Annotated in this window: 18 protein-coding genes and 1 pseudogene; 13 read left to right on the forward strand and 6 right to left on the reverse strand. The window is 42.3% G+C overall.

The annotated features are described in order from the left end of the window. Nucleotides 1–162 precede the first annotated feature (162 nt). On the reverse strand, nucleotides 163–2,133 hold the full coding sequence (gene acs, locus AAEY87_RS01290) for an acetate--CoA ligase (protein WP_068325591.1): 1,971 nt from the start codon (nucleotides 2,131–2,133) through the stop codon (nucleotides 163–165). A 640-nt stretch (nucleotides 2,134–2,773) separates the two neighbouring features. Between acs and AAEY87_RS01295 the strand changes: the two genes are divergently transcribed. Then, entirely contained in the window at nucleotides 2,774–4,048 is a 1,275-nt protein-coding gene (locus AAEY87_RS01295) for a BaiN/RdsA family NAD(P)/FAD-dependent oxidoreductase (protein WP_350655609.1), read from the forward strand. Between the two features lie 320 nt (nucleotides 4,049–4,368). Further along, nucleotides 4,369–5,340 carry a pirin family protein gene (locus tag AAEY87_RS01300; protein ID WP_350655610.1) on the forward strand — a complete coding sequence of 324 codons (972 nt, stop codon included), beginning with the start codon at nucleotides 4,369–4,371 and terminating at the stop codon, nucleotides 5,338–5,340. A gap of 102 nt (nucleotides 5,341–5,442) precedes the next feature. On the opposite strand, the gene AAEY87_RS01305 is transcribed toward AAEY87_RS01300, so the two are convergent. Next, nucleotides 5,443–6,555 carry an alkene reductase gene (locus AAEY87_RS01305; protein ID WP_350655611.1) on the reverse strand — a complete coding sequence of 371 codons (1,113 nt, stop codon included), beginning with the start codon at nucleotides 6,553–6,555 and terminating at the stop codon, nucleotides 5,443–5,445. 496 nt (nucleotides 6,556–7,051) lie between these two features. Between AAEY87_RS01305 and AAEY87_RS01310 the strand changes: the two genes are divergently transcribed. Then, the gene (locus tag AAEY87_RS01310; protein WP_350655612.1) at nucleotides 7,052–8,200 is read left to right on the forward strand and encodes a hypothetical protein; all 1,149 of its coding nucleotides are present in this window, start codon (nucleotides 7,052–7,054) and stop codon (nucleotides 8,198–8,200) included. Between the two features lie 74 nt (nucleotides 8,201–8,274). Then, on the forward strand, nucleotides 8,275–8,838 hold the full coding sequence (locus AAEY87_RS01315; protein ID WP_350655613.1) for an LOG family protein: 564 nt from the start codon (nucleotides 8,275–8,277) through the stop codon (nucleotides 8,836–8,838). Nucleotides 8,839–8,869: 31 nt separating this feature from the next. Here the strand turns inward: AAEY87_RS01315 and AAEY87_RS01320 are convergent, their stop codons facing one another. After that, nucleotides 8,870–9,778: a DMT family transporter gene (locus AAEY87_RS01320; RefSeq protein ID WP_350655614.1), complete on the reverse strand. Its 909-nt coding sequence runs from the start codon at nucleotides 9,776–9,778 to the stop codon at nucleotides 8,870–8,872. Nucleotides 9,779–10,048: 270 nt separating this feature from the next. After that, entirely contained in the window at nucleotides 10,049–11,275 is a 1,227-nt protein-coding gene (gene trpB / locus AAEY87_RS01325; protein ID WP_350655615.1) for a tryptophan synthase subunit beta, read from the reverse strand. Between the two features lie 200 nt (nucleotides 11,276–11,475). Here trpB and AAEY87_RS01330 point away from each other — a divergent pair, with 200 nt between their 5' ends. The 4 genes and pseudogenes from AAEY87_RS01330 to AAEY87_RS01345 all read left to right on the forward strand — a co-directional run bounded on the left by AAEY87_RS01330 (nucleotide 11,476) and on the right by AAEY87_RS01345 (nucleotide 14,570). Continuing rightward, nucleotides 11,476–11,787 carry a Trp family transcriptional regulator gene (locus AAEY87_RS01330; RefSeq protein WP_350655616.1) on the forward strand — a complete coding sequence of 104 codons (312 nt, stop codon included), beginning with the start codon at nucleotides 11,476–11,478 and terminating at the stop codon, nucleotides 11,785–11,787. 126 nt (nucleotides 11,788–11,913) lie between these two features. After that, nucleotides 11,914–13,512 (forward strand): annotated as a pseudogene (locus tag AAEY87_RS01335) (GMC oxidoreductase). A gap of 20 nt (nucleotides 13,513–13,532) precedes the next feature. Further along, nucleotides 13,533–13,928 carry a hypothetical protein gene (locus AAEY87_RS01340; protein ID WP_350655617.1) on the forward strand — a complete coding sequence of 132 codons (396 nt, stop codon included), beginning with the start codon at nucleotides 13,533–13,535 and terminating at the stop codon, nucleotides 13,926–13,928. A gap of 105 nt (nucleotides 13,929–14,033) precedes the next feature. Then, nucleotides 14,034–14,570 (forward strand): REP-associated tyrosine transposase, encoded by a 537-nt coding sequence (locus tag AAEY87_RS01345; RefSeq protein WP_350655619.1) that lies wholly within the window; start codon nucleotides 14,034–14,036, stop codon nucleotides 14,568–14,570. A 105-nt stretch (nucleotides 14,571–14,675) separates the two neighbouring features. Here AAEY87_RS01345 and AAEY87_RS01350 read toward each other — a convergent pair whose 3' ends face one another. Further along, nucleotides 14,676–15,482 carry a DUF2971 domain-containing protein gene (locus AAEY87_RS01350; protein ID WP_350655620.1) on the reverse strand — a complete coding sequence of 269 codons (807 nt, stop codon included), beginning with the start codon at nucleotides 15,480–15,482 and terminating at the stop codon, nucleotides 14,676–14,678. Nucleotides 15,483–15,971: 489 nt separating this feature from the next. Here AAEY87_RS01350 and lplA point away from each other — a divergent pair, with 489 nt between their 5' ends. From lplA to AAEY87_RS01370, 4 genes are all read left to right on the forward strand, one after another. After that, nucleotides 15,972–16,991 (forward strand): lipoate--protein ligase, encoded by a 1,020-nt coding sequence (gene lplA / locus AAEY87_RS01355; RefSeq protein WP_350655621.1) that lies wholly within the window; start codon nucleotides 15,972–15,974, stop codon nucleotides 16,989–16,991. Between the two features lie 218 nt (nucleotides 16,992–17,209). Further along, a complete protein-coding gene (locus AAEY87_RS01360; RefSeq protein WP_350655622.1) occupies nucleotides 17,210–18,220 on the forward strand; it encodes a PAAR domain-containing protein in 1,011 nt (336 codons plus the stop codon). 489 nt (nucleotides 18,221–18,709) lie between these two features. Continuing rightward, complete coding sequence (locus AAEY87_RS01365) at nucleotides 18,710–18,850, forward strand: hypothetical protein (protein ID WP_158511261.1); 141 nt, start codon at nucleotides 18,710–18,712, stop codon at nucleotides 18,848–18,850. 79 nt (nucleotides 18,851–18,929) lie between these two features. After that, nucleotides 18,930–19,892, forward strand: coding sequence for a hypothetical protein (locus AAEY87_RS01370; RefSeq protein WP_350655623.1), 963 nt, complete (start codon nucleotides 18,930–18,932; stop codon nucleotides 19,890–19,892). A 101-nt stretch (nucleotides 19,893–19,993) separates the two neighbouring features. On the opposite strand, the gene AAEY87_RS01375 is transcribed toward AAEY87_RS01370, so the two are convergent. After that, complete coding sequence (locus tag AAEY87_RS01375; RefSeq protein ID WP_350655706.1) at nucleotides 19,994–22,102, reverse strand: FAD-dependent oxidoreductase; 2,109 nt, start codon at nucleotides 22,100–22,102, stop codon at nucleotides 19,994–19,996. A 536-nt stretch (nucleotides 22,103–22,638) separates the two neighbouring features. On the opposite strand from AAEY87_RS01375, the gene AAEY87_RS01380 reads away from it, so the two are divergent. Beyond that, complete coding sequence (locus AAEY87_RS01380) at nucleotides 22,639–24,303, forward strand: AMP-binding protein (protein ID WP_350655624.1); 1,665 nt, start codon at nucleotides 22,639–22,641, stop codon at nucleotides 24,301–24,303. Nucleotides 24,304–24,331: the final 28 nt, after the last annotated feature.

Here is a 24,331-nt window from a genome sequence, read left to right on the forward strand (position 1 = left end):
TTGAGCACAAACATTAAACAAAAAGCATGATTTCTATTTTGTTTAGCAGCACTTATATTAATGAGTAGCACTTATATTAAAAAGCCATGCTGTTCTAAATAGCATGGCTTCTGTGACGATTAATAGTTAGCCATTGCAGACAGTGGCGCTAGTGGTTATTTGCTAGCAACGCTTGGCCTCACGTTCAGCTTTGACCACTTCGATAATCTTATTAATAACCGAACTATCAGCAAGGGTGGATAGATCGCCTAGTCCGACATACTGCCCTGCAGCAAGGTTACGCAATATTCGACGCATAATCTTACCAGAACGCGTTTTTGGTAACGCCTCAACGATATAGATAGCATCTAAGTTAGCAATTGGGCCAATCTCAGTGCGCACATGACGATTTAGCTCGGCTTTTAGCTGATCGCTGGCGACCTCGCCCATACTGAGAATAATAAAGGCTGCAATGCCCACACCGCGAATCTCGTGGGGCATACCAACGACGGCTGCTTCGACAGTAGAAGGATGCGCATCTACTGCACTTTCAACTTCTGCAGTACCTAAACGGTGCCCTGAAACATTGAGGACATCATCGACACGACCAGTAATCCAATAGTGCCCATCTTCATCGCGTTGTACCCCATCACCAGTAAAGTAATAGCCCGGATACTCAGTAAAGTAGGTCTCCAAAAAGCGCTCATGGTCATTATAAATAGTACGCATCTGTCCCGGCCAGCTATTACTAATAGCGAGATTGCCCTCAGCGGGACCTTCGAGTGCGGTGCCATCGGTATCGATAACTTGCGGTATGATGCCATATAGAGGGTTCATCGCGGCACCCGGTTTAAGCGCTACCGTACCTGGTATTGGGGCGAGCAAGATACCACCCGTTTCAGTCTGCCACCATGTATCTACGATTGGGCAACGACCACCGCCAACGACATCATAATACCAATCCCACGCCTCAGGGTTAATGGGTTCTCCAACGGTACCGAGCAAGCGTAGACTTGAGCGATTAGACTCACGGACAAAGGTATCGCCTTCTTTCATCATCGAGCGGATAGCAGTCGGTGCCGTATATAAAACCGTAATTTTATGCTTATCGATAATATGACCAATCCGCGCCCATGTTGGATATTCAGGCACGCCCTCAAACATTACCGTCGTCGTGCCACTGGCAAGCGGCCCATAAGTGGAATAAGTATGACCGGTCACCCAGCCGACATCCGCTGTACACCAATAGACATCATCGTCTTTGATATCGAAGACATCGCGAAAGGTTGATAGCGCATAAGTGATATAACCGCCAGTTGTATGCAGTACGCCTTTTGGCTTTCCGGTCGAACCAGAGGTATATAACAAAAATAATGGATCTTCGGCATTCATGACTTCAGGCTCGCACTGCTCTTGCTCGCCAGCGATTAAAGAGTGATACCAAACATCACGGCGACCACTCATTGGGATCGAACTACCCGTCCGATGCACGACAATGACTTTTTCAACGCTATCAGTGCCATCCATATCGAGCGCACGATCGACATTGACTTTAAGGGGCGTATGCTTATTACCGCGTAGACCTTCATCAGCCGTAATCACGATTTTGGATTGGCTATCAACGATACGGTTACCTAAGCTCTCAGCAGAAAAACCACCAAACACGACCGAATGCACCGCACCGATACGCGTACATGCCAGCATCGCTATCATCGCTTCAGGTATCATTGGCATATATAAGGTAACGCGATCGCCTTTTTTGACCCCAAGCTTGCGCATAGCATTACCTAAGCGACAAACATCAGCGTGCAACTCTTTAAAGGAGATAATCTTGTGTAAAGAAGGATGATCCCCTTCCCAAATAATAGCAGGCTTATAGGGGTTAGTTTTAAGGTGTCGATCGAGGCAGTTTACTGAGATATTTAGCTCACCATCCTCGTACCATTTAATACGAAAGTCGTCCAAATCATAACTGACGTTGCTAATGATAGTCGGCTTTTTTATCCAATCAATCAGCTCGGCACGCTCGGCCCAAAATGCATCAGTGGCCTCAGGTGATTCAACAGATCGTTTGTAGTCGTGAGCGTACTGCTCGGCGGTGGTATTGGCAGCGGCGATAAATTCAGCCGTAATAGGAAAAGATTTCTGAGTCATAAAATATTCCTTTTTTAATTATTATTGTCTGCATAAAATATCGAAAATAAAAGATATTGAGAATAAAAAATACCGAGAATAAAAGAAAAAACTATCTAATAGACTGACTGAAACTGAAGCGATAACATTACTATCAGACAGTGATAATCGGCAGCTAGTCAGTAACGACGGTGGTTGCAGACAACAGGCTATCATCTTCCATAATGAGTGACGCCTTGATTCTAGTTTGACAAATAAGGAGAAGTGATGCAAGACACCAACTACTAATTACAACAATTCCAATGTACAGCTGTTTACTTATGTATTTATACGCTCTATTACTTTTGCAGAGCAAAAATTTGATAAGCATTTAACCCTTGTAACCCTAGGTTAAATATGGACAATAGCCACACCAAATACATTTTTTTAAATGATATTTATATCAGCATATTCCTATAGTCGATACTAAATAAAATGGATACACGATAGTATGACGTGGTATTGGGACAAATTTTCTTGCTTGCTGTGCCTACGCCGACAGAGGCTACAAAAAACTTGTCCCAATACCACTGTATCTTTTTTATGTTGATCTGACTATATCATTGCTTCTACCTTATTTTTACGTTTGTTTAAAAGCAGCGCTTTATGGACCAAAACCGCCATGGACAATAACTCTCATTACGATGTCATCATTATTGGTGCAGGTGCCTCAGGGCTATACTGCGCGCTCACCGCTGGTCGTCGAGGCCGTCGCGTATTGGTGCTTGATCATGCCAATAAAGTCGGCAAGAAAATCCTGATGTCGGGCGGTGGACGCTGTAACTTTACCAATTACTTCGTCGAGCCTGAGCACTTTATCAGTGCCAACCCGCATTTTTGTAAGTCAGCACTGAGCCGCTATCCCAGCTGGGAATTCATTGGCATGGTTGAACAGCATAAAATTGCTTATCATGAGCGTGAGCACGGTCAGCTGTTTTGCGATGATTCAGCACAAGATATCTTAACCATGCTACTTGATGAATGCGCCGCAGTAGGTGTGCAGATACGCATTAATACGCAGATTGATAAAGTCGATGTTAACGATGCTAATGCGAACAAGAATAGCGCGCGCTTTGAGTTATTGACCACCAAAAAACTCAGTAAAAAAGATATTGCCAATGACGTTAAACCCTCGCAAACCAAATACAGCTGTGAATCGTTAGTCGTTGCGACTGGTGGCTTATCTATTCCAACAATGGGTGCGAGTGGTCTTGGCTACGAGCTAGCGCAGCAGTTTGGGCATCAGCTTATGTCCACCGATGCCAGCCTTGTTCCCTTTACTTTCACTGATAAGACGGGTGAGCTCATCCGTGCTTTGTCTGGCATTAGCCTGCCGGTGATTGCCAGTAACGAGCGCATCTCGTTTAAGCTGCCGCTCCTATTTACCCATCGCGGTCTATCTGGTCCTGCCATGCTCCAGCTGTCCAATTATTGGCAGACGGGCGAATACATCAGTATTAATTTGCTGCCTGATACCGATATCACCACCCTCCTACTCTCTCATAAAAAGTCACACCCCAAGCAGCTTATCCGTACCGTCTTGGCTGATTATACGGACAACGCTCTACCCAAAAAGCTACTTGTGGCCCTACAAACGACACTGTGGGACGATATCAAAGACAAAGAGCTTGCCAATATTAAAGATGAGCGCCTAGGCGAGCTTGGGGCTACTATTAATGGTTGGCAACTCAAACCCTCTGGCACTGAAGGTTATCGTACAGCTGAGGTTACGCGCGGCGGCGTAAAAACCGATGAGGTGTCTTCAAAAACGATGCAGAGCAACTTTCAGGACGGTCTATACTTTATCGGTGAGGTGCTCGATGTCACTGGCTGGCTTGGCGGCTATAACTTCCAATGGGCTTGGGCAAGCGGCTTTGTCTGCGGTGAAGTGGTTTAATTAGTATAGTCAGTTCGAAATAAAATCGATACGTTAATCGCCACGTGCGACTGGTATAAATTTTCCTTGCTTGCTGCTATCACAGAGGCTACGAAAAATTCATCCCAGTCGCACTGTATCGGTTTTAAGGTAAACCCATTATAAGAAGTGATTTAAGCAGAAACAGCGCTTAACCTTGAGTTGATTTTGATTATAGCTTCTTAATGACAGCCTCTTGATAATTGTGTAGATATACACCATATATTACTTCATAGATGTAGATATTATTAATAGTAGTTAGTCTAATAATACTTCAAATAAATAAAATTACGAGGTGAAATATGCGTCAAATTAAACACATTCACGGCGATAAACCTTCGCATTGGGTTGGTGACGGTTTTTATGTGAAGCCCTTTATCAACTACTCTAACAGCACCCCTGACTTTAATTACGCTCATAGCGATCCGTTTTTGATGCTGGATTACAGCGAACCAATGAATTTTGCGCCCAATCCAAATTATGAGACCCAGCCACATGGTGTCGGTCAGCATCCGCACAAAGGGTTTGAAACGGTAACCATTGCTTATGAAGGCGAGATTAGCCATGCGGACTCAACTGGTGGTCGCGGTGATATCCTAAAAGGTGATGTGCAATGGATGACCGCAGGACGCGGTATCATTCATGAAGAATTTCACTCACCAAATTTTGGAAAGAATGGCGGCGTCTTTAGTATGGTGCAATTGTGGGTCAATCTACCCAAAAAAGACAAGCTAACTGATGCTAAATATCAGACGCTTAAACGTGATGAGATGGCAGTCGTTCAGTTAACCGACAGCAATGATAGTGCGATTGGTAAAGCGGCTATTATCGCAGGTGAGTTGCAAGGGGAAGCCGGTATTGCCTCTACCTTTACGCCAATCAACTTATGGGATATTGAGCTTGATAGCGAAGGATCAACGATGCTACAAGTGCCGAACACCCATAATGTTATGATATTGGTGCAACAAGGTAAGCTACTCATCAACGATACTCTGGTTGACGCGGGCAAGCTGGTTCAGTTTGCTGAGCCTACTGGAATAGACGCTAAAGATGAGCAGAATACTATTAATACAAGTAGCATCAATACAAGTACTACCGATACCATTACGTTAACTTATCAAGTGGACGGCAACGACTCTGTACCTGCTAAGCTGTTACTTATGAGCGGTGAACCTATTGGCGAGCCAGTAGCAGGTTATGGTCCATTCGTCATGAACACCCAAGATGAGATTCAACAAACCTTCCGTGATTATCAAACAGGTAACTTTGGCTAATAACTAAAACGTTTAACCATTAATACAAGCTCAAAAAGAGCCGCCTTACTGTCATAGTAAGGCGGCTCTTTATTGTCTTAACATTTAAAAATAAGCGTACACTTATGCTTGTTTTTGATCCAAATACGGATAATCGGTATAGCCTTCAGCGCCGCCACCGTAGAAACTCTCTGGATGCTGCTCATTGAGCGGAGCATCTTGACGGATACGTTCTGCCAAATCAGGATTGGCGATAAAATCACGACCAAAGGCGGCTGCATCGATATACCCTTTGCGTACGTTTCTTTCTGCTTTTTCGGCAGTATAACCACCTGCGGCGATAATCGTATTGTCAAAGGCATCACGAATACGCTGACGGAAACCATCGTTATATGGCGTACCACCTGCCCAATCAGGCTCAGAGAGATGGAGATACATCAAACCGCGTTTGTTAATCTGTTCAACCAGCCAGATGTTATCATCTTCATCGTAGCCTGCTTCTACTGCGTTAAATGTTCCTTGTGGCGAGAGTCTGACACCGACATGATCGTTATCCCACTCTGCAACACATGCGTCAATGATATCTAAAGTCAAGCGCGCGCGGTTCTCACGACTGCCGCCGTACTCGTCATCACGCTTGTTGGTTTGCTCAACCCAGAATTGATGCAATAGATAGCCATGTGCACCATGAACCTCTACGCCATCAAAGCCTGCTTCGCGTGCCGTCTTAGTAGCATGAGCAAAATCAGCGATAACTTGCTTGATTTCATCAGCGGTGGCTGGGCGTGGTGGCGTCGTTTCAACGCGAATCGCTTTATTATCGCTATCACGTAAAGAGGTGCGAGCGCCAACTTCGACACCTGATGCCGAGATAGGGGCTTTACCATCAGGTTGTACGCTATCATGCGACACAAGACCGGTATGCCATAGCTGTACGACGATCTTGCCACCTTTAGCATGGACATTATCGACGATGGCTTTCCACGCGGTCATTTGATCTTTAGTATGGATACCAGGCGCGCCTGCATAGCCTTTTGCTTGAAAAGAGACTTGCGTCGCCTCTGCGATGACCAAGCCTGCTCCTGCCGCACGCTGCGAATAGTATTCGCCTGCCAATGCAGTCGGTACATCGCCGGGCTCAACAGCGCGCAGACGAGTTAGTGGTGCCATAATAATACGGTTTTTTAGGGTTTGAGTGCCCATTTTTACTGGTTCAAATAAATTATCGTAAGCCATGGTATGCCTTGTTTGTTGTTATAAAAAATATGGGTAAAAGTGGTATTCATAACTATAAAGTAATTTACTGATAACTATGAAATCTTTATGAGTCATTAGGTCAACAAAATGTATGTTTGCTTAGTCAATAAGTAAGTGCCTGTTGAATAAGTATCTATCAAATAAGAACCTGTCGAATAAGAAACTATATTCAAATAAATACCTATCAAATAAGAAGCTATATTGAACGACCGTTCTCTTTATAGGGGATATCTACTATTATTCAAGCAAGCTTTACAAACAAAAACACCTTTCCACATTTATCTAATTCTTAAAGAGGGCTACATTGGCTATCTCAAAAGACTATAAAAGAGTAGAATAATCATAAGTAAACAATAGTTCTTTATTGAACTATTAGATTTCATATTTAAACCAATGTTTTGCATATTTAATAGGCAAAAGACTTTTTCAAAAAACTAAGATTAGTACTCTATTGAGTACTGAAAGGATGCAGTCTGTGCAAATGAACAAAACAACACTCATCATAGGTGCAAGCTTATTGCTTGGCATCACTGCTTGTCAGCCCCCTTCAGATAAAAACGATTCATCAGATACGACTTCAACGTCAGCACAATCTGTAGAGTCACCAAGTACCCAACCTCTCGTGGAAGCAAAAACGCCAAAAGCACTCACTAAAGCATTGGTAAAGTTATCTGAAAAAACATTAAAAGAGCAGCTCATTTGTACCAAGCTCGATGACACGATAAATGCTATTGATAATAAGAGTGAAATCGAAGATATTCATACAGTTCAGCGCCAAATAGATGCTTGCTTGCCAGTGGCTGACAACGCTGAGATACTGCGATGGCTAGAATACTACCAAGCGATGTATGGACGTTTTTTGAGTGCTGATAGCTCTATGGATGATGAAGCATTCTTCACCGTAATGGAAAATGTTGAACAAGATGGAAAATTGACGGTAGCACAATTAAAGCAGGTCAATCCTCGTATCCGATACCTTATTAGTTTGGTAAGGAGCAGAGCTGACGTTAGTGTACGATATATGGGCGAAGGTCATTTTGAATTTCATCACGACCTTTCGTCAATGGCTGATATGTTCACCCCCTATCTATCAGATGACCAAAGTGAATTTATCCAGCGCATGGCGCAAGACAACCAAGAGATATTCTGGTTTGATCCTGCGATTGCCATATCTTTTGAAGAACTGGTTGAACGTGCTATATTTTGGGAAGATTTTATAAGCCGCTATCCACAGAGTAGCTTCTATGATGATGCTAACGCTTTGCTGGATACGTACCGCTATCTACTCTTTTTTGGTTCAGAGAACATTCAATGGATTGATGACGATATACGAAAATTCTATCTCTTAAAAGATGAACGCTTGATGATGCAACTGGCCAAGCGTACTGACAGTCAACTGGCTGAAGATGTGCAAAAACTTTTGGTATTTATGGAGCAGTCAGATAGCGAACGTCATCAGTTATACCCTGTACCTGATAAAGATGAAAACGGTCATAAAATAAATGAATGGGAAGTGACGCATTATCAATTAAATAAAGCGTTAGACATACCTTCGCTGCGTGATACAGTTAAAGATAGAAACTGTTTGCATGGCGTCACTTGTGTAGTCGAGACTGGGCAATAATTACACTGCTCAAATATCGATAAACAGAACATTCATGTAAAAAAACTTATGCAAAAAAACACTTAAGGAACCTAATGCGTATTGCCGTTTTTTGTGGATCAAGACAAGGATCAGATCCAAAGCATGTAGAAAAAACAATTGAGTTGGCTCAAGTAATGGCAATCAAGAAGCTGAATATCGTCTACGGAGGCGGTAAGATCGGGCTGATGGGTACACTGGCCGATACAGCCATCGCTGCTGGTGTGCATATCATCGGCGTTATTCCAGATCATTTAGCAGATAAGGAGCTGGCTCATACTGGAGTCAACGAGCTTATTTTGGTAAAAAGTATGCATGATCGCAAAACCATTATGGCAAATCTTGCCGATGGTTTTATCGCTCTACCGGGAGGTCCTGGAACATTAGAGGAAATTTCGGAAGTTTGGACTTGGGGCCAGTTAGGACTGCACAATAAACCTTGTGGCTTCCTAAATGTGAACGGTTATTTTGATGGCCTATTTACCTTTTTTGAGACCATGGTGACCAGTGGTTTTATGAAGCAAGAGTATCTGGATATGCTGATAATATCAGACGATATCATAGAACTCTTTGATAAAATGGCAGCTTATACGCCACCTAAACCTAAATGGACAACTTAACGCTAAGTAAAAACAGTCTAACGCTCCATAACTAAACCGTCTTTTTCCTAAATATAATTAATGACAAGTTCAAAGACAAATACGTACCAACCAATATCACTATTGAGCCAATAATCGCGCCCAAATCTAACGCTTCACCCAGCAATACATAACCAAAGAATATCGCAAAAATTGGAATGACTAAGGTAATACTCGTAGCTCGCATTGGACCAATATTTTTAATAAGCTGGTTCATAAAGATTAGTGCGATTGCCGTCGAAAATACCCCGATACAGATGACAGATACCCAAGCTTGTAGACTAATGCTCTTACCATACGGAAACGCATACAGGCCAATAGGTAGCATGACCATGCTCGCAATAATGGTCGAGCCAGCAGTGATAGCAATCGGTGATAAGCCTTGCAAATAATTTTTGGTAATATTTGCCCCGGTCGCATAACCGACGCAGCCCAATAGAGCATAGCCCATCGGCAATAATCCCGCCATCAGACTTGAGTCTTGATCACTACCAGCAAACAAGCTTTCACTCATCAAAATGACGACACCTACAAGACCGATAAACAAGCCAAGGATTTGTTTTCTTGAGAGCTTATCATTAAAAAACGTACTGGCGATAAAGCCACTCATCATAGGTACAGAGGCATTCAGCACCGCTAATACACCGGCGTTCACTGTCTGTGCTGAGAATGAAAACAGCACAAATGGAATGGCAGTAGAGAATAGACCAACAACGGTCAGTAGCTTCCAGTTTTCGCGAATGCCGCGTCGATTTTCTGAGCTGAGCAAAACGAAAACCAGCATGGTCAACCCTGCAAATAACACCCGTAGGCTTGCAAATGCTATCGAGCCAAACTCAGGCACACCGACGCGATAAAATATAAAAGACAGCGACCACATAAAAGAGAGGGTAAAAAAGATGATGAGGTCGCGTTTAGTCACTGGTTAATCCTATTAAGCGTTTAGACTACATTTTCTATAGTCAATCCACTATAAAAGTGTGACAGCGTTAACCTCGATTGAAGTATTAGATATACATCTGCACTCGGTTGCCTTGTACCACTTTTAAATTGAACCGACTATAAGTTTTGAAGAATGCTAAGTCGTAAAAAGTTATATTATTAAAAACATTATGTCGTTAAAAACGCCACGATGATAACTTTTTAATCGCTTGATAGGTGCTGTTTTATGTATTTGTCGGTAATTAATTATTTATAACTTTACTTTATCCAAGATAAAATCAATATCCTTGTCGCCGCGCCCTGATAAATTAACCAAAATCGTCTCATCAGGTGACATATCTTTGGCAACTCTCATCGCATAGGCAATGGCATGGGCGGTTTCCAAAGCGGGAATGATACCTTCTAATCGTGATAGCGCCATAAAGGCCTCTAGACACTCTGCATCTGTCGCCGACTCATAAGTCGCCAGCTGCATATCACGTAACAGCGAATGCTGCGGGCCAACGCCGGGATAGTCCAAACCAGAGGCAATCGAGTGTACGGGGGCTGGCTCGCCATCCTTATCGAGTAGCACATAGCACTTAAAGCCATGAATCTCACCTTTCACACCCAATGTCATCGTTGCAGCATGATTGGGCGTATCTAAACCCTCTCCAGCTGGCTCCACTCCTACTTTTTCAACGCTCTCATCGCCCAAAAAGCCACTGAATATACCGATAGCATTAGAGCCACCACCGACGCAGGCGACCACTTTATTAGGCAATTTACCAGTGGTATCTAAAAATTGTACGCGGGCTTCACGTCCAACGACTGATTGGAAATAGCTGACAATCTCAGGATATGGTGCAGGGCCCAAAGCTGAGCCAATGGCGAACATACTGCTATCAAGCTCATTAAGATAGGTCTCAAAGGCGCTGTCGACCGCTTCTTTTAGCGTCCCTGCCCCGCGTGATACAGGGACGATGTTAGCGCCCAATACTTTCATACGACTGACATTAGGATGCTCTTTTTTAATATCGACCACGCCCATATGAATCTCACACTCAAGACCCATCAATGCCGCTGCGGTTGCTAATGCCACCCCATGTTGCCCTGCGCCTGTCTCCGCGATGACTTTGGTTTTACCGAGCTTCTTCGCCAATAACACTTCACCCAAACAGTGATTAATCTTATGCGCGCCAGTATGATTTAGGTCTTCACGCTTAAAATAAATCTGCGCGCCGCCGCAATGTTCGCTTAAGCGTCTGGCATGAAATATCGGGCTTGGTCTGCCGACGTAAGTCTCGCGCAAACGCTTCATCTCAGCGATAAAATCTTCGTCTTTGATAATCTCACGAAATCCTACTTCGATTTCTTCCATGGCTTTGGCAAGTTCTGGATGACCTATTTTGCCACCGAACTCACCATATAAGCCCTCGCTACTCGGCAAAATAGAGTGATGTAGGCCATAGCTGTCTGTCGTATTTTCTGTTGTCATCGTTAAACCCTAGTATTTGAAGTTTTAGTATTTGAAAAATTATTCAAGCAAATTATTTTTATGGCGTTATAATAAGGCCATTGTATCTATGTTCTAGTACACTGAAACATATTTTAAGTTAAGTCCTGTTTAAGGTCAATAACTAGAATTGATCCGAAAGTATTTATTAACGGGTTTGATTCATTTAAGAGTATATTGAAATGCTACAAGATGACCGTCAGGCAAAAAATCAGGCAAGCGATGCTTATAATTATCTACTAAAGCTACTGGTTGAAACTGAAGACACAGAACGTCTATCAGCGATATTTTCTGCGCTCATGACGGAAAAGGAACAGACGGAGTTAGCCAACCGCTTAACCATCTTTGCCCTATTACAGCAAGGCGTCACGCAAAGAGAGATTAGTGCAAAGCTAGGTGTCGGTATTGCAACCGTGTCCCGCGGTGCTAAGGTATTTGGGCAACATCAAGTTAATGAATTGCTACCTGATATTAGTGAAGGGATTGATCTATAAAACCTTGATAAGTGACTAACAAGTGTTAAACAAATTCCGTCAGCGTAATAATAAAGAAACTTATGTTCGTTAAAGTGTTGCTTATAAAAAACTCATTCCAAAATCAGCTACAAAATCGGAAAACATATGCAACGACGACAGTTTATTAAATCAATGGGCTTAGGTGTAGCGGCAGTCAGTACATCCGCGGCGATGAGTGGTTGCCAAACGCTTGCCAAGCAGCCAAAACTGCCTACTACCGTCACCCAAGTTGGACATTTTCCTAATATTATCGTCGGTAGTGGTTACGGAGGCGCAGTATCGGCCCTGCGATTAAGCGAAAAAGGGCATAAAGTGCTGATACTTGAGATGGGTATGCGCTGGGATAGAACGCCCAAGCACGATACTTTTTGCAAAATGATTACTGCGGATAAACGCTCGAGCTGGTTTAGCAATATGCCAAACGCCCCTATCCCGATTCCAATCCCTATCAAAAAATACCCCGGCGTTTTGGATTTAATCGAATATGATGACATGAAAGTCTTCGCAGGACGCGCCTACGGTGGCGGCTCTATCGTCAATGGCGCGATTGCCATTCAGCCGAGGCGCGCGCACTTTGAAGCAGTGTTTCCTTGGATAGATAGCGACGAGATGTACGACACTTATTTTCCCCGTGCCATGAAGGAATTAAAAGTCAGTCAAATCCCCGAGTCGTTTTTTAATCAATCCGAGCATTACGAATTTACCCGCGCTGCGGAACGCCAAGCAGAAAAAGCCGGCATGAAAACCGAATTCTTCGGTAATAGCTACGACTTTGACTATATGCAACGTGAAGCCAAAGGTGAAGTCTATAAATCGGGACTCGGCGGTGAAGTCATCTACGGCAATAATGCAGGCAAGTTCTCACTCGATTTAACTTACCTAAAAGACGCTGAAGCTACTGGCAACGTCACCGTAAAAACTCTACGCAAAGTCAATAGCATTCAAGCGCTCGATAATGATCAACTTAGATTAGAAGTTCACGTCCTCAATACTACTGGTGGCATCGATAAAATTGAACATTACACTTACGATAAGCTGTTTCTAAATGCTGGCAGTACGGGTACCTCAGAGCTGCTACTCAAAAGCCAAGCTGAAGGCAAATTAAACAACTTAAACGAACATATTGGCAAACACTGGGGACCAAACGGCAACATCATGACGGGGCGCAATTTCGTCCATGCCGCTGGCACCACCCAATCTACCATTCCCGTTAAAGGCATCAACATGTGGGACGGCGATAGAGACGGTTCAAAGTACAAAATCTTTGCCGAACTCGCGCCATTGCCGCTAGGGCTTGAGACGTGGACGACACTATATCTTGCTATCACGGATAATCCTTAACGCGGTAATTATTACTACGACAAAGCCACCAAAACCGTCAAACTTAACTGGAAACGCGAGCAAAACGAGTACTCGGTAAATGCTGCTAAAGAGCTGATCGAAAAACTCGCCAAAGCTAATGGTGGCTCGACATCAAGTCTGTTATTTACCAAAGGCTTCGGCGATAACTTCTGCTATCACCCGCTCGGCGGCTGCGTATTAGGCTTGGCGACTGATGAAGTTGGACGCGTCAAAGGGCACGAAAATATCTATGTGCAAGATGGCGCGTTAATCCCTGGCAGTGCTGGCGTCAATCCGTATGTGTTTATCACCGGACTTGCCGAGCGTAATATGGCGGCTATTTTGAGGGAGGATTTTGGGTAATCTACAACAGGAGAATAATTGTGAATACTAACGTTAAAAGTAGCTTAAAAATTATTAGACATTTAGATGCTTCAGAAGCTTACTTTCTATATGTAATGGAAGATAGGTACTTTGTTAGCTTTCAAAATGGAGGTCACGGAGGCGGTGAAAGGTCGATAGAAATCACAAAAGATACTTTTAACGAGTTAGATAATAGAGATATAGAACTTAAAGAAGCTATTCAACGTCATCATAGCCAAAAAACATTTCGCTCATGGCTGAACTGGTCTAGTAGATATTCATCTGCTGTGCCACCCGACAAGCTTTTTAAGATTGATAATAAATATTTTATTCGGGTATATAAGCGCGAAAAGCTTCATATTGATTTCGCTACAGAAATAAGTGAAGAAGAATATGAGGAATATTTAAAAAAATAATACTATTTAATAGATTTTTAAAGTCGTAGGGTGGGTTAGACTTATCAAGTTCTCGTAGAGAATGAAGATAAGACGTAACCCACCGAATAATATAAGCCCTAAACTATGCCAAACTACATCAGAAACTATCAAGCAGGGGCCACTTACTTTTTTACTATCAATTTACGCGATCGCCAAAACCAATTACTCACGACTTATATCAATGAACTACGTCTTGCCTATCAAAAAACACAGCAGAAAATGCCATTCACTACTGATGCTATCATAATCTTACCAGACCATATCCATACCATTTGGACGCTTCCTGAAAACGATAATGACTACCCTACCCGTATCAGACTATTCAAAAGTAATTTTAGTAGACAATTACCCATACACATCAAACAAACCAAAAATCAAAGCCGTCAGGGCAAGAGTGAAACTGGCATTTGGCAAAGACGCTATTGGGAACATACCATTCAAAACGAGATAGACTACAATCGTCATATGGATTACATTCATTATAACGCTGTCAAACATGGCTACGCTGAAAATCCTGCTGATTGGAAGCATTCAACGTTTATGCGTGAGGTTGATAATGGTCGCTATGATTTGAATTGGGCAGGTGATGACTACGAAGATAGTCGTTTTGGCGAGCGCTAATGAACGCTCGAATGACATAAAATGTTCGCCGTAGGGTGGCGTTAGACTTGTTAAATTATCGCAGATAATGAAGACAAGGCGTAACCCACCATCGAAATTAGGCAATCATCTATTAGCCCTTTTCTTTAAATTCCAAGAATTTAATTCGCATTCAGAGTAGTAAACTTCAATGTCTTGGTCTTGCCAGCTCTGAATTAAAGACTCATATTCATTTTGAGAGACTGTTGCCGTTCTCGATATATTTTTATAAATGTTCTTCCCTAAATAAACTTCTTTTATTGAGCTCTGAGGAATAGAAAAACAGTATAGTGGTCTGCCTTGTATTCTGACTATATTGAAGTCTCCAAAAACTCCTTCACTGGTATGATAGCTAGCTTTCAGACTTTCGACTTCTTTAACTATTCTCACCTCTTCTTCATAAGCCCAATCTAATGAGTTGTATAAAAAAGCTCTTTTTGCAAGGTTGAATAAGTTTCCTTCGAACAGAATATTTTTGCCAATATCCATTAACTCATCATCATTAATTATATCTAAATCATTCTGTGGTTTAGTTTTTGTATATATTACTTCACCAAGCTGATATGGAATAAAATTATCGGAAAGTGAATGGAAGTTAGCTTCGTCAACATCAATTCCAATAACAACTCCTTGATGAGAATCCCCATAATGAGACCACATTAATGAATTTAATGGTTGTCTGGTCAAAGACAATACGGCATATCCTCGAGAGAATCTATTTTTACAAGCGTTTTGAGCTATTTGAGGACTTACCATAAAATTCGGTTTCTCTTTAAAACCAAAAGCAGTACATTCAAAAGGATCGTTAAAATCTTCTAGGTGCGTAAAACCGATAGATGACGTTTCGATAGCTTTCATCGCACCTGATAATGACATGTATTTGTATAAAATCATGTGGTTCCATATCTATTAACAGTAAAATTACTTTTGTAAGCTTAACCTTTTATATTAATTTAGTCTTGTATATAACTTGTCTTTCTTGGAACTATACGGTGGGTTACGCTTGGGCTAACCCACCCTACGCCAAACTCAAAATTACGTCCAAGCTTTGCTCAAACAATTACTGGTCAACTTCAGAAGCGTTTTAGCCCTGATAGTAGCGGTATCCTAACGCCGACGATGGCGTTTCGGACTATGGCTGGGGGTGATCGCTCGAATGTTGGAACGCCACCAGACAAACCAGTCCGCACGCCATCGACAAGTTAGATACAAGCGGATAGCAGGATTGGCTCCAGCAACTAACCATTCCCCAAAATCTTATAAATCCTCTTCTCAATATTCAAATCCTAAAACCATCCTCCCTACCACACCCCCATTGAATTCCAACCTCGCATCAGCAACAATAGCTTCTATTAATAATCTTAATAATAAAAAGGATAAGTAATGAAACTGCGCATCTTAAAGTCTGCCGTGACCAACCCTTGGTTTAATCTAGCAACCGAGGATTGGATATTTAATACCCTCAATCCCGACTCGCACACACTATTCTTATGGCGCAATAGCGAGACCGTGGTCATCGGGCGCTCGCAAAACCCATGGGTGGAATGCAAAATCGATAAGATGGAAGAAGACGATGTATTTTTGGCACGGCGTCAGAGTGGCGGCGGCGCGGTATTTCATGATTTGGGTAATACCAACTTTACCTTTTTATCGCCCAAAGACGACTACGACCAAGAAGCGAACTTTACCATTATTATCAATGCATTAAAAAAGCTCGGCATAGACGCTGAATTGTCTGGTCGTAACGATATGCAAGTCGGTGATAAGAAGATATCAGGTAGCGCCTTTAAACATGCGGCGGATCGTAGCTTTCATCACGGCACGTTACTCGTCAATGCCAATATGCAAAAGCTGGGCGATTATCTTAATCCGCATCCGCTTAAGCTCAAAGCTAAAGGCATTAAGTCCGTACGCGCTCGCGTTGCCAACTTGGTTGAGTTTAATGAAAACATCAATCACGAGACCTTATCAAATGCAATTATTGATGCATTTTGTGAGTATTATTGTGACACTGATTATGGCGACACCACGCCAGTAGAAGAATTGGATGAAGCCAGTCTCGCCAAGCAGCCTAACCTGAATAAATACTATCAACAAATGACGGATTGGGATTGGCGCTTTGGCAAGACCCCTGAATTTACGCATCACATTGAGACGCGCTTTGATTGGGGTATTATTGATTTGCATCTTGATGTGAAGCACGCAGTGATTAGCGAGGTGGTCATCTTCTCTGATGCGCTAAACGTTGAATTAATTGACCTATTAAAAGAGACGCTGACTGATATTAAATATGATAGACATGAAGTAAAAGCCAAGCTTGCTGAGCTCGGCAAAGCGCATTCTGATTTGGCAGCGCATATTGATGACGTGTCTGAGTGGTTGACTAGCGAAATGGAAGGTTAGATTTTTGCTTGTTATTAATAATGAATAAAGAGAGTCAAGTTCCTCTTGCAGTCAATTACTCAAAAGCCTTCATAGTTCACGCCGATTGAGCTTACCATATAATTTATACCTTTAAACAAACTTAAGTTTGATATTTAGCGTTATAGCCATCTATAATGTCACGCAAATAATAGATTTTTTTAAAATCTAAACTTCGGGCATTTAAGCAAGGTAGCACTATGGCAGCCTATATCACCGTTGGCGCAAAGACCTCTCATGGTGGGACGGTAATCTCCGGCTCACCGCACACCACTCATAACGGCATCCCTGTCTCGCGTAAAGGCGATAAAGTCATCTGTAAGAAATGCAAAAAAGTCACTACTATTCTTAGTGGTGACCCGTCATTTATTGTCGATGGTGCACCCATCGCACGTGGCGGCGATGTGACCAGCTGCGGCGCTAAGCTGATTGCTATTCAACAGTCGTTTTGTGAATCGGATTTTGAGGTGTTTGGGGTTGAGCAGCCAACGCCTTTGGTGTTTGCGAAATCGGATCCAGATAGTATGTTTGCTAGCTTTGCAGCTTCTGACAATAAAGATTCTGAAGATGAAATGTCTGATGAGGAGTTAGGGATTTGGGTTGACGTATCTACTGAACAAGCATTGAAAGACAGTGGGCTTTGGGCAGGAGCAGGTACTCCTGAAGAGCTAATTTATCAAGAACGTCTTAATTCTCTATGGATAGATGTCAATGGTGATCGTGCGAAATACCATGAAGGTGTGCAAAAAATTGGAGATGAAGCGGGATTGGTTTTTGACATTATGTCATTTCCGCTAGGTTGGGGTGCTCTATCTGCTAAGACTAGCGTTAAAGCTGGACAGTACGTGATTCGAAAACGAGCGGTAAGTAATAACAATATCTACAGAGACTCTGAAAAAGGTTTCGACTGGACTTCTACTAAGAAAAGAGCTCCTAATACAAACCTAGCAGAGCATTGGAGTAAACATAGCAAAGAATTTCCTGAGCTAAAATCTCAAAATGACTACTATCGTCATGCTCAAGAATTTGTCAGTGACCCTCCGCGTGGAACTTTAAATAAAACCAGAAAGAATGGTGATACGGTTCTATATAATCCGAAAACAAACACATTTGCCGTCAAAACGAAAGATGGTGCACCTCGAACAATTTTTAAGCCTGATGCTTCCACACATCCCTACTCAACTAATTTGGAATATTTTCATGCTCAATAGAGAGTTACACAGTTGTAAAATATGCGGTTACTATGATGAGGATTTCTTGCCATGGGGTCTTGACGGTGAATTCCCATTATATGAAATATGTCCTTGTTGTGAAGCGGAGTCTGGTTATGAGGACTTTACCTTAGAATCCATTATTCATAATCGTAATAAGTGGATTGAATCTCCAAAATTTAAATCGAATGAGAAATATAGAGAGCAATTAGTTAACTACTTGGAATATTTAAAACAGATTAAATAACCTAGTTTTGAAAAATATTATTGAGTATGTAGGAAAATAATCAGTGAAAATAAGAGGTAAAAAATATAAATTATCTGATATTTCACTTATTGCTTTCGTTATTATTTTATTTATATGGACTGTAGACCTAGAACCAAATAAAGATCTTGAAATATACCAACAAGAATTGATTACAAAGGAAAGTTGGTTACTTTCTGAACTGAATAATATCACAGATTTTTTAAACTTTGATGAAAGTGATTATGACTATACCAACCGCGAAGACTGATTTCACGCTAGATGATATTGCAGGTAAATTCAATAGACGAGCAAAAGCGCATCCTAAGTTGTCAGCGCAAATTGGTGTTTTTGAGCAGTGGTTGGTTAGAAAGATGGAAGGTTAGATTGTAGAATTGATGGTTCATAATTCTTATACAATATATATTTATATTTCCTTATAACAGCCTATTAAGGTGACTGACAATGTCGGACAATCAAGACTCTATATATAATGAGCTGAAAATAAAAATACCGAAGAGAGCTAAACTTATCGCTATAGGATGGCTTGTTATTTGTGGAGTCATTTTTTTATTTTGGCTAAATTGCTCTCCTGATAATACAGTAGGTTCATTATCACTCGGCGACATTGGTGCATTTTTGTCAGGCATATTTTCTATATTAGCATTTTATGGTTTTATAGAAGCTTATCTAATCCAAAGTCAAGAACTTAGGCTGCAACGTCTTGAACTTAAGGAATCTATAAAGGCTCAAAAAGGTTCGGAACAAGCTCTCAAAGAGCAATCAGAAGCACTAAAATCTCAACTGAGTATCAATGAAGAACAATTCAATCTGTACTTGTTAGAAGCCAAAGCGAAAATACCAGTTTTCACTCTTTCCAAAATACATACTTTCAAAGTTGAGTTATTACATAAAGAAAGTTGTATTTCAAACGAAATTGACTTGCTGGAAGAACCTATAAAGTCGCTACCTTTCGAAAAAGGCTCATATAAATTAACAGAAATAATTATTTCAATAGAATTAAACAATATAGGAGGAGGCGGTAAACTTGTAGATATAAAAAGCCTTACAAAAATTACCAATATGTATTACGCACAATTTACTGGTTTCGATGCCATGAGTAACTCAACGACTGAAACATGTGATAATTATTTAATAGAATTTAAATACAGAGTTGATTCAATGGATCTAGACGTTTTTTCTAGCAATAAAGTATTTAAAGCATTTATTATAAATTTCATTGAGAGCATAAAATTTGAGAGCAACTTTAGGAGTCATGAAAGATCCTATAAACAAAGTTATAGAATTTGTAGAACTAATTTGTTCGATCAATTACTACAACATAAGAACTCTCCAATTCAAAATTTTGAACAAGTCGGAATGCATCAACTGTTAGCATTTGGTTACGATATAGAAATTTTTGAATAAAATACAATTGCGGCGACCATCTTAAGAAAATAGAAAAAAAACGGTAGGAGATCGCTACCCTACCGTTTCATTATTCTTACTATTGTTTTAAAATCCAAACCTTAAATCGCCGCCGCAACCTCTGCCCCATCGCGAATCGCGCGTTTGGCATCCAGCTCAGCCGCCAGTTTCGCGCCACCGATTAAATGGTATTGTGCGTCTGGCGCATCACCGACATTCGGCATTAGCTCTACCACTGACTCCTGACCGGCACAGACCACCACGCTATCGACACGTAATAGCTGGCTTTGACCTTGGTTATTGATTATCCAGATACCTTCATTAGTGATCTTTTCGTACTGTGCACCCGATACTTGGATGACGCCATGCGATTTGACATGAGCGCGGTGTACCCAACCTGTGGTTTTATTGAGGCCGCGACCCAAGCGGCCTTTAGTGCGCTGCATGAGGTACACTTGGCGAATAGGCGTGATGCCTTCAGGCTTAATCAAGCCACCATCAGTTTGATAGCTAGGGTTAGCCGTGACACCCCACTCTTCGCGCCATTCACTAATCGACTGCGCCTTTGGACGATAGCTTGGATCTTTCAGCGTTTCAGGATCTAGCTCATCGAGCGGCTGACCATGACGCGCAGTGAGATATTCGCTGACATCAAAGCCAATACCACCAGCGCCAATGACAGCGACCGTATCACCGACTGATTTCTCACCAGATAGCAATTCTGCATAGCTCATTACCTGTGGCAAATCAGCACCTTCAAGCTTACCTGCTAAGCTTCTTGGCACCACGCCAGTAGCGACGATGACATGATGGAATTTGGCTTTCCCAAGCATTGCTTTATCGACTTTGGTATTAAGTTTAATCTCGACGCCTAAATGCTCAAGCTCATTGATGTAGTAGCGGATAGTCTCAAAGAACTCTTCTTTACCAGGGATGACTTTGGCATAGTTAAACTGCCCACCCAAGATGTCTTTTGCTTCAAATAGAGTGACGTCATGACCACGTAGCGCTGCAACGTGAGCCGCTGACATGCCAGCAACACCGCCACCGATGACCGCGACTTTTTGCGGCTTTTTAGTTTTCTTATAGACCAGCTCGGTCTCATGACACGCTTGCGGGTTGACCAGACAAGTTGAGCGTTTATTCTCAAAGGTATGATCGAGGCAAGCTTGGTTACACGCGATACAAGTATTAATACGGTCAGCTTCGCCATTTTTAGCTTTATTAACCCAGTTGGCATCAGCGAGAAACGGACGTGCCATTTGAATCAAGTCGGCCTGACCACTAGCGACGATTTCTTCAGCGGTGTCTGGCATATTGATACGGTTGGCCGCCATCATCGGGATACTGATATGCTTTTTAATTTCAGCGGTAAAGTCAACAAAGGCAGCACGTGGTACGCTAGTGACAATCGTTGGTACACGCGCTTCATGCCAGCCAATACCAGTATTCATGATAGTCACGCCCGCTTCTTCTAGCGCTTTAGCCACAGTGATGACTTCATCCATGACATTGCCGTCTTTGACTAAGTCAATAACTGACAAACGGAATAGGATAATAAAATCTTCACCAGCTGCCGCGCGGACAGCCTTAACCACATCAACCGCAAACTTCATACGATTTTGAATATTGCCGCCGTATTCATCAGTACGTTTATTCACATGACGTGATAAGAATTGATTAAGTAGATAGCCTTCAGAGCCCATGATTTCGACACCATCATATCCCGCTTGCTTGGCAAGACGAGCTGAACGTGCAAAGTCTTTCACCGTCTGCTCGATGTTTTTAATACTCATCTTACGCGGTTTAAATGGCGAAATTGGTGATTTAATTGGACTGGCTGATACGGCAAAAGGATGATAGCCGTAGCGACCACTGTGCAAGATTTGCATGATGATTTTGCTATCATATTTATGCGCCGCACGAGTGACACGCTGATGGTTGATGACGTCAGCTCTCGTATTCATGGTGCCGCCAGCAGGCAACAACCAGCCTTCACGATTGGGTGAGATACCACCAGTGATCATCATCGCTACGCCACCTTTGGCACGCTCCGCAAAATACGCCGCCAGTTTACCGTAGTTATAAAAACGATCCTCAAGTCCCGTATGCATAGAGCCCATAACCACACGGTTTTTGAGGGTGGTAAAGCCCAAATCTAATGGCTCAAATAGATGAGGGTAATGCTTAGCCGCATTGGTAGCATCCATAGTTGTGTCAGTGCTAGCAATACGATCAGAAGTTTTAGTGTTTGAGTTTTTTGGGCTTGCGGTATTAGGGCTGGCGCTCATATCATTGTCCTTATGAATTAATGGGTTGTAACTGTTATAACTTGCTCACAATAATCTGATGTCATCGGCAACCTAATTTCCCATACGGTAGTACAGCCTACTTTCGGCTTTCTTGTATTCATGTCATTGAGTATGAGGTATATTAGGCTTAAGAATGTTAAATATTTAATGATTCAGTGTTAATTCTATCGTAACACACCGCTATTATTATCAGCTACGCAGACAAGCGACTGACGAGTGAACAGTATGTTTACAACACCATGTTCATAACATTATTTGCCATGCCTTTTGTTTATGCCGCATAGTTAAGTAAAGGCCACAAAACAAGCTCGCTTTCTAAGTACAGTTGTCTATAATAAACGGGTTAAATGTTAGTAAAGATAGCTATTAACATGCAAAATCCAATATAAAAAACCGCTAAATCCATAATACGATAAAGATAAAGGACTATCCCTATGACCGACTTTCACACGGGTCTCGGCAAAAATGCAGCCAACTACCAACCGCTTACCCCAATTGATTTTATTATCCGTAGTGCGCAAGTCTATCCTGACAAGACCGCTATCATCTATGACGATTTAGAGCAAAATGATCTCACCCAAACGTGGCAACAAACTTATGATCGTTGCAGACAATTGGCTGATGGCCTGCGTAAGCTTGGTATTGATAAGAATGATACGGTCGCGGTCATGATGCCGAATACCCCAGCGATGGTCGAGTGTGCCTTTGGTGTACCGATGTCAGGCGGCGTACTTTGTACCCTAAATACGCGTCTCGATATCAATGCTCTTACCTTTTGTTTACAGCATTCAGAAGCAAAAGTGTTAATTTTAGATAGCGAATTTGCTGAGCATGCTGAGATTATCGACGAAGCTTTTCCAAACTTAATTGTTATTCATGCGACAGATGCTGCTGTCGATGTCGAGCGTTTTGGACAGATGAGCTATGAAGAGTTGGTTGCCAGCTCAGACAGCTTAGATAATTGGGAAAAGCCAGCAGACGAATGGGAAGCTATCGCGCTCAATTATACTTCTGGTACCACAGGCAAGCCTAAAGGTGTGGTCTACCATCATCGCGGTGCCACTCTCAATGCTGTATCCAACATTTTAGATTGGGATATGCCCAAACATCCAATGTACTTATGGACGCTCCCACTATTTCATTGCAATGGATGGTGCTTTCCGTGGACTATCGCTGAGCGTGCTGGCGTCAACGTCTGCTTGCGTAAAATTGACGGCAATTTGATTTTGCAGCTGATTGCTAAGCATAAAGTGACTCATTATTGCTCAGCGCCTGTCGTACATAATATGATCGCAAGTGGCAAGCCTGAGTATAAAGAAGCGATTAACCATCAAGTTAATGGTTGGGTCGCTGGGGCGCCACCGTCTGAAACCATGCTGGCAGAGATGGAAGCCATGGGTTTTCATATCTCTCATGTTTATGGTCTCACTGAAGTATATGGACCAGTCACTGTCTGCGCTGAACAAGAAGAGTGGGATGAGCTTGATGTTGCTGCACGTGCGCAGAAAAAATCGCGTCAAGGCGTGACTTCGCATCTAATGACTGGCTTTGAGGTGTTTAAACAAGGCACGACTGAACCAGTTGCGGCTGATGGTGAGGAAATGGGCGAGCTGGCATTACGCGGCAATATGGTGATGAAAGGCTACCTAAAGAGCCGTAAGGCGACCGAAGAAGCGTTTGCTGATGGCTGGTTCCGCACCGGTGATTTGGGTGTCAAATACCCTGACGGCTATATCAAAATTATGGATAGGCTCAAAGATATCATCATCTCAGGTGGCGAAAATATCTCTAGTATCGAAGTCGAAAACGTCTTGTATAAGTTGCCTGCGATTCAAAGCTGTGCTGTCGTTGCCGCCCCGCATGATAAATGGGGCGAAGTACCAGTGGCCTTTATCGAGATTCATGAAGGCAGCACCTTGCAGCGCGATACCGTGATGGAGCATTGCAAACAGCATTTAGCGGGTTTCAAAGTACCTAAATACATCATCTTTGCTGAAATTCCAAAAACCAGTACGGGTAAAGTACAAAAATTTGAGCTGCGTCAAGCGGCCAAGTCATTGGCTCATGAAACCCCAAAAGTTACTCCAAGTGCAACATAGCCAATAACTTAATAGCCAGTAACATTCT

Source organism: Psychrobacter sp. S1-30-MNA-CIBAN-0213, from assembly GCF_040309845.1.
Taxonomy (GTDB): Bacteria; Pseudomonadota; Gammaproteobacteria; order Pseudomonadales; family Moraxellaceae; genus Psychrobacter.

Excerpts from the sequence above, each read along its gene's own strand:
- acs (WP_068325591.1), bottom strand. The coding sequence starts at position 2,133 with ATGACTCAGAAATCTTTTCCTATTACGGCTGAATTTATCGCCGCTGCC.
- AAEY87_RS01295 (WP_350655609.1), top strand. The coding sequence starts at position 2,774 with ATGGACAATAACTCTCATTACGATGTCATCATTATTGGTGCAGGTGCC.
- AAEY87_RS01300 (WP_350655610.1), top strand. The coding sequence starts at position 4,369 with ATGCGTCAAATTAAACACATTCACGGCGATAAACCTTCGCATTGGGTT.
- AAEY87_RS01305 (WP_350655611.1), bottom strand. The coding sequence starts at position 6,555 with ATGGCTTACGATAATTTATTTGAACCAGTAAAAATGGGCACTCAAACC.
- AAEY87_RS01315 (WP_350655613.1), top strand. The coding sequence starts at position 8,275 with ATGCGTATTGCCGTTTTTTGTGGATCAAGACAAGGATCAGATCCAAAG.
- trpB (WP_350655615.1), bottom strand. The coding sequence starts at position 11,275 with ATGACAACAGAAAATACGACAGACAGCTATGGCCTACATCACTCTATT.
- AAEY87_RS01330 (WP_350655616.1), top strand. The coding sequence starts at position 11,476 with ATGCTACAAGATGACCGTCAGGCAAAAAATCAGGCAAGCGATGCTTAT.
- AAEY87_RS01345 (WP_350655619.1), top strand. The coding sequence starts at position 14,034 with ATGCCAAACTACATCAGAAACTATCAAGCAGGGGCCACTTACTTTTTT.
- AAEY87_RS01350 (WP_350655620.1), bottom strand. The coding sequence starts at position 15,482 with ATGATTTTATACAAATACATGTCATTATCAGGTGCGATGAAAGCTATC.
- lplA (WP_350655621.1), top strand. The coding sequence starts at position 15,972 with ATGAAACTGCGCATCTTAAAGTCTGCCGTGACCAACCCTTGGTTTAAT.
- AAEY87_RS01360 (WP_350655622.1), top strand. The coding sequence starts at position 17,210 with ATGGCAGCCTATATCACCGTTGGCGCAAAGACCTCTCATGGTGGGACG.
- AAEY87_RS01365 (WP_158511261.1), top strand. The coding sequence starts at position 18,710 with ATGACTATACCAACCGCGAAGACTGATTTCACGCTAGATGATATTGCA.
- AAEY87_RS01370 (WP_350655623.1), top strand. The coding sequence starts at position 18,930 with ATGTCGGACAATCAAGACTCTATATATAATGAGCTGAAAATAAAAATA.
- AAEY87_RS01375 (WP_350655706.1), bottom strand. The coding sequence starts at position 22,102 with ATGGATGCTACCAATGCGGCTAAGCATTACCCTCATCTATTTGAGCCA.
- AAEY87_RS01380 (WP_350655624.1), top strand. The coding sequence starts at position 22,639 with ATGACCGACTTTCACACGGGTCTCGGCAAAAATGCAGCCAACTACCAA.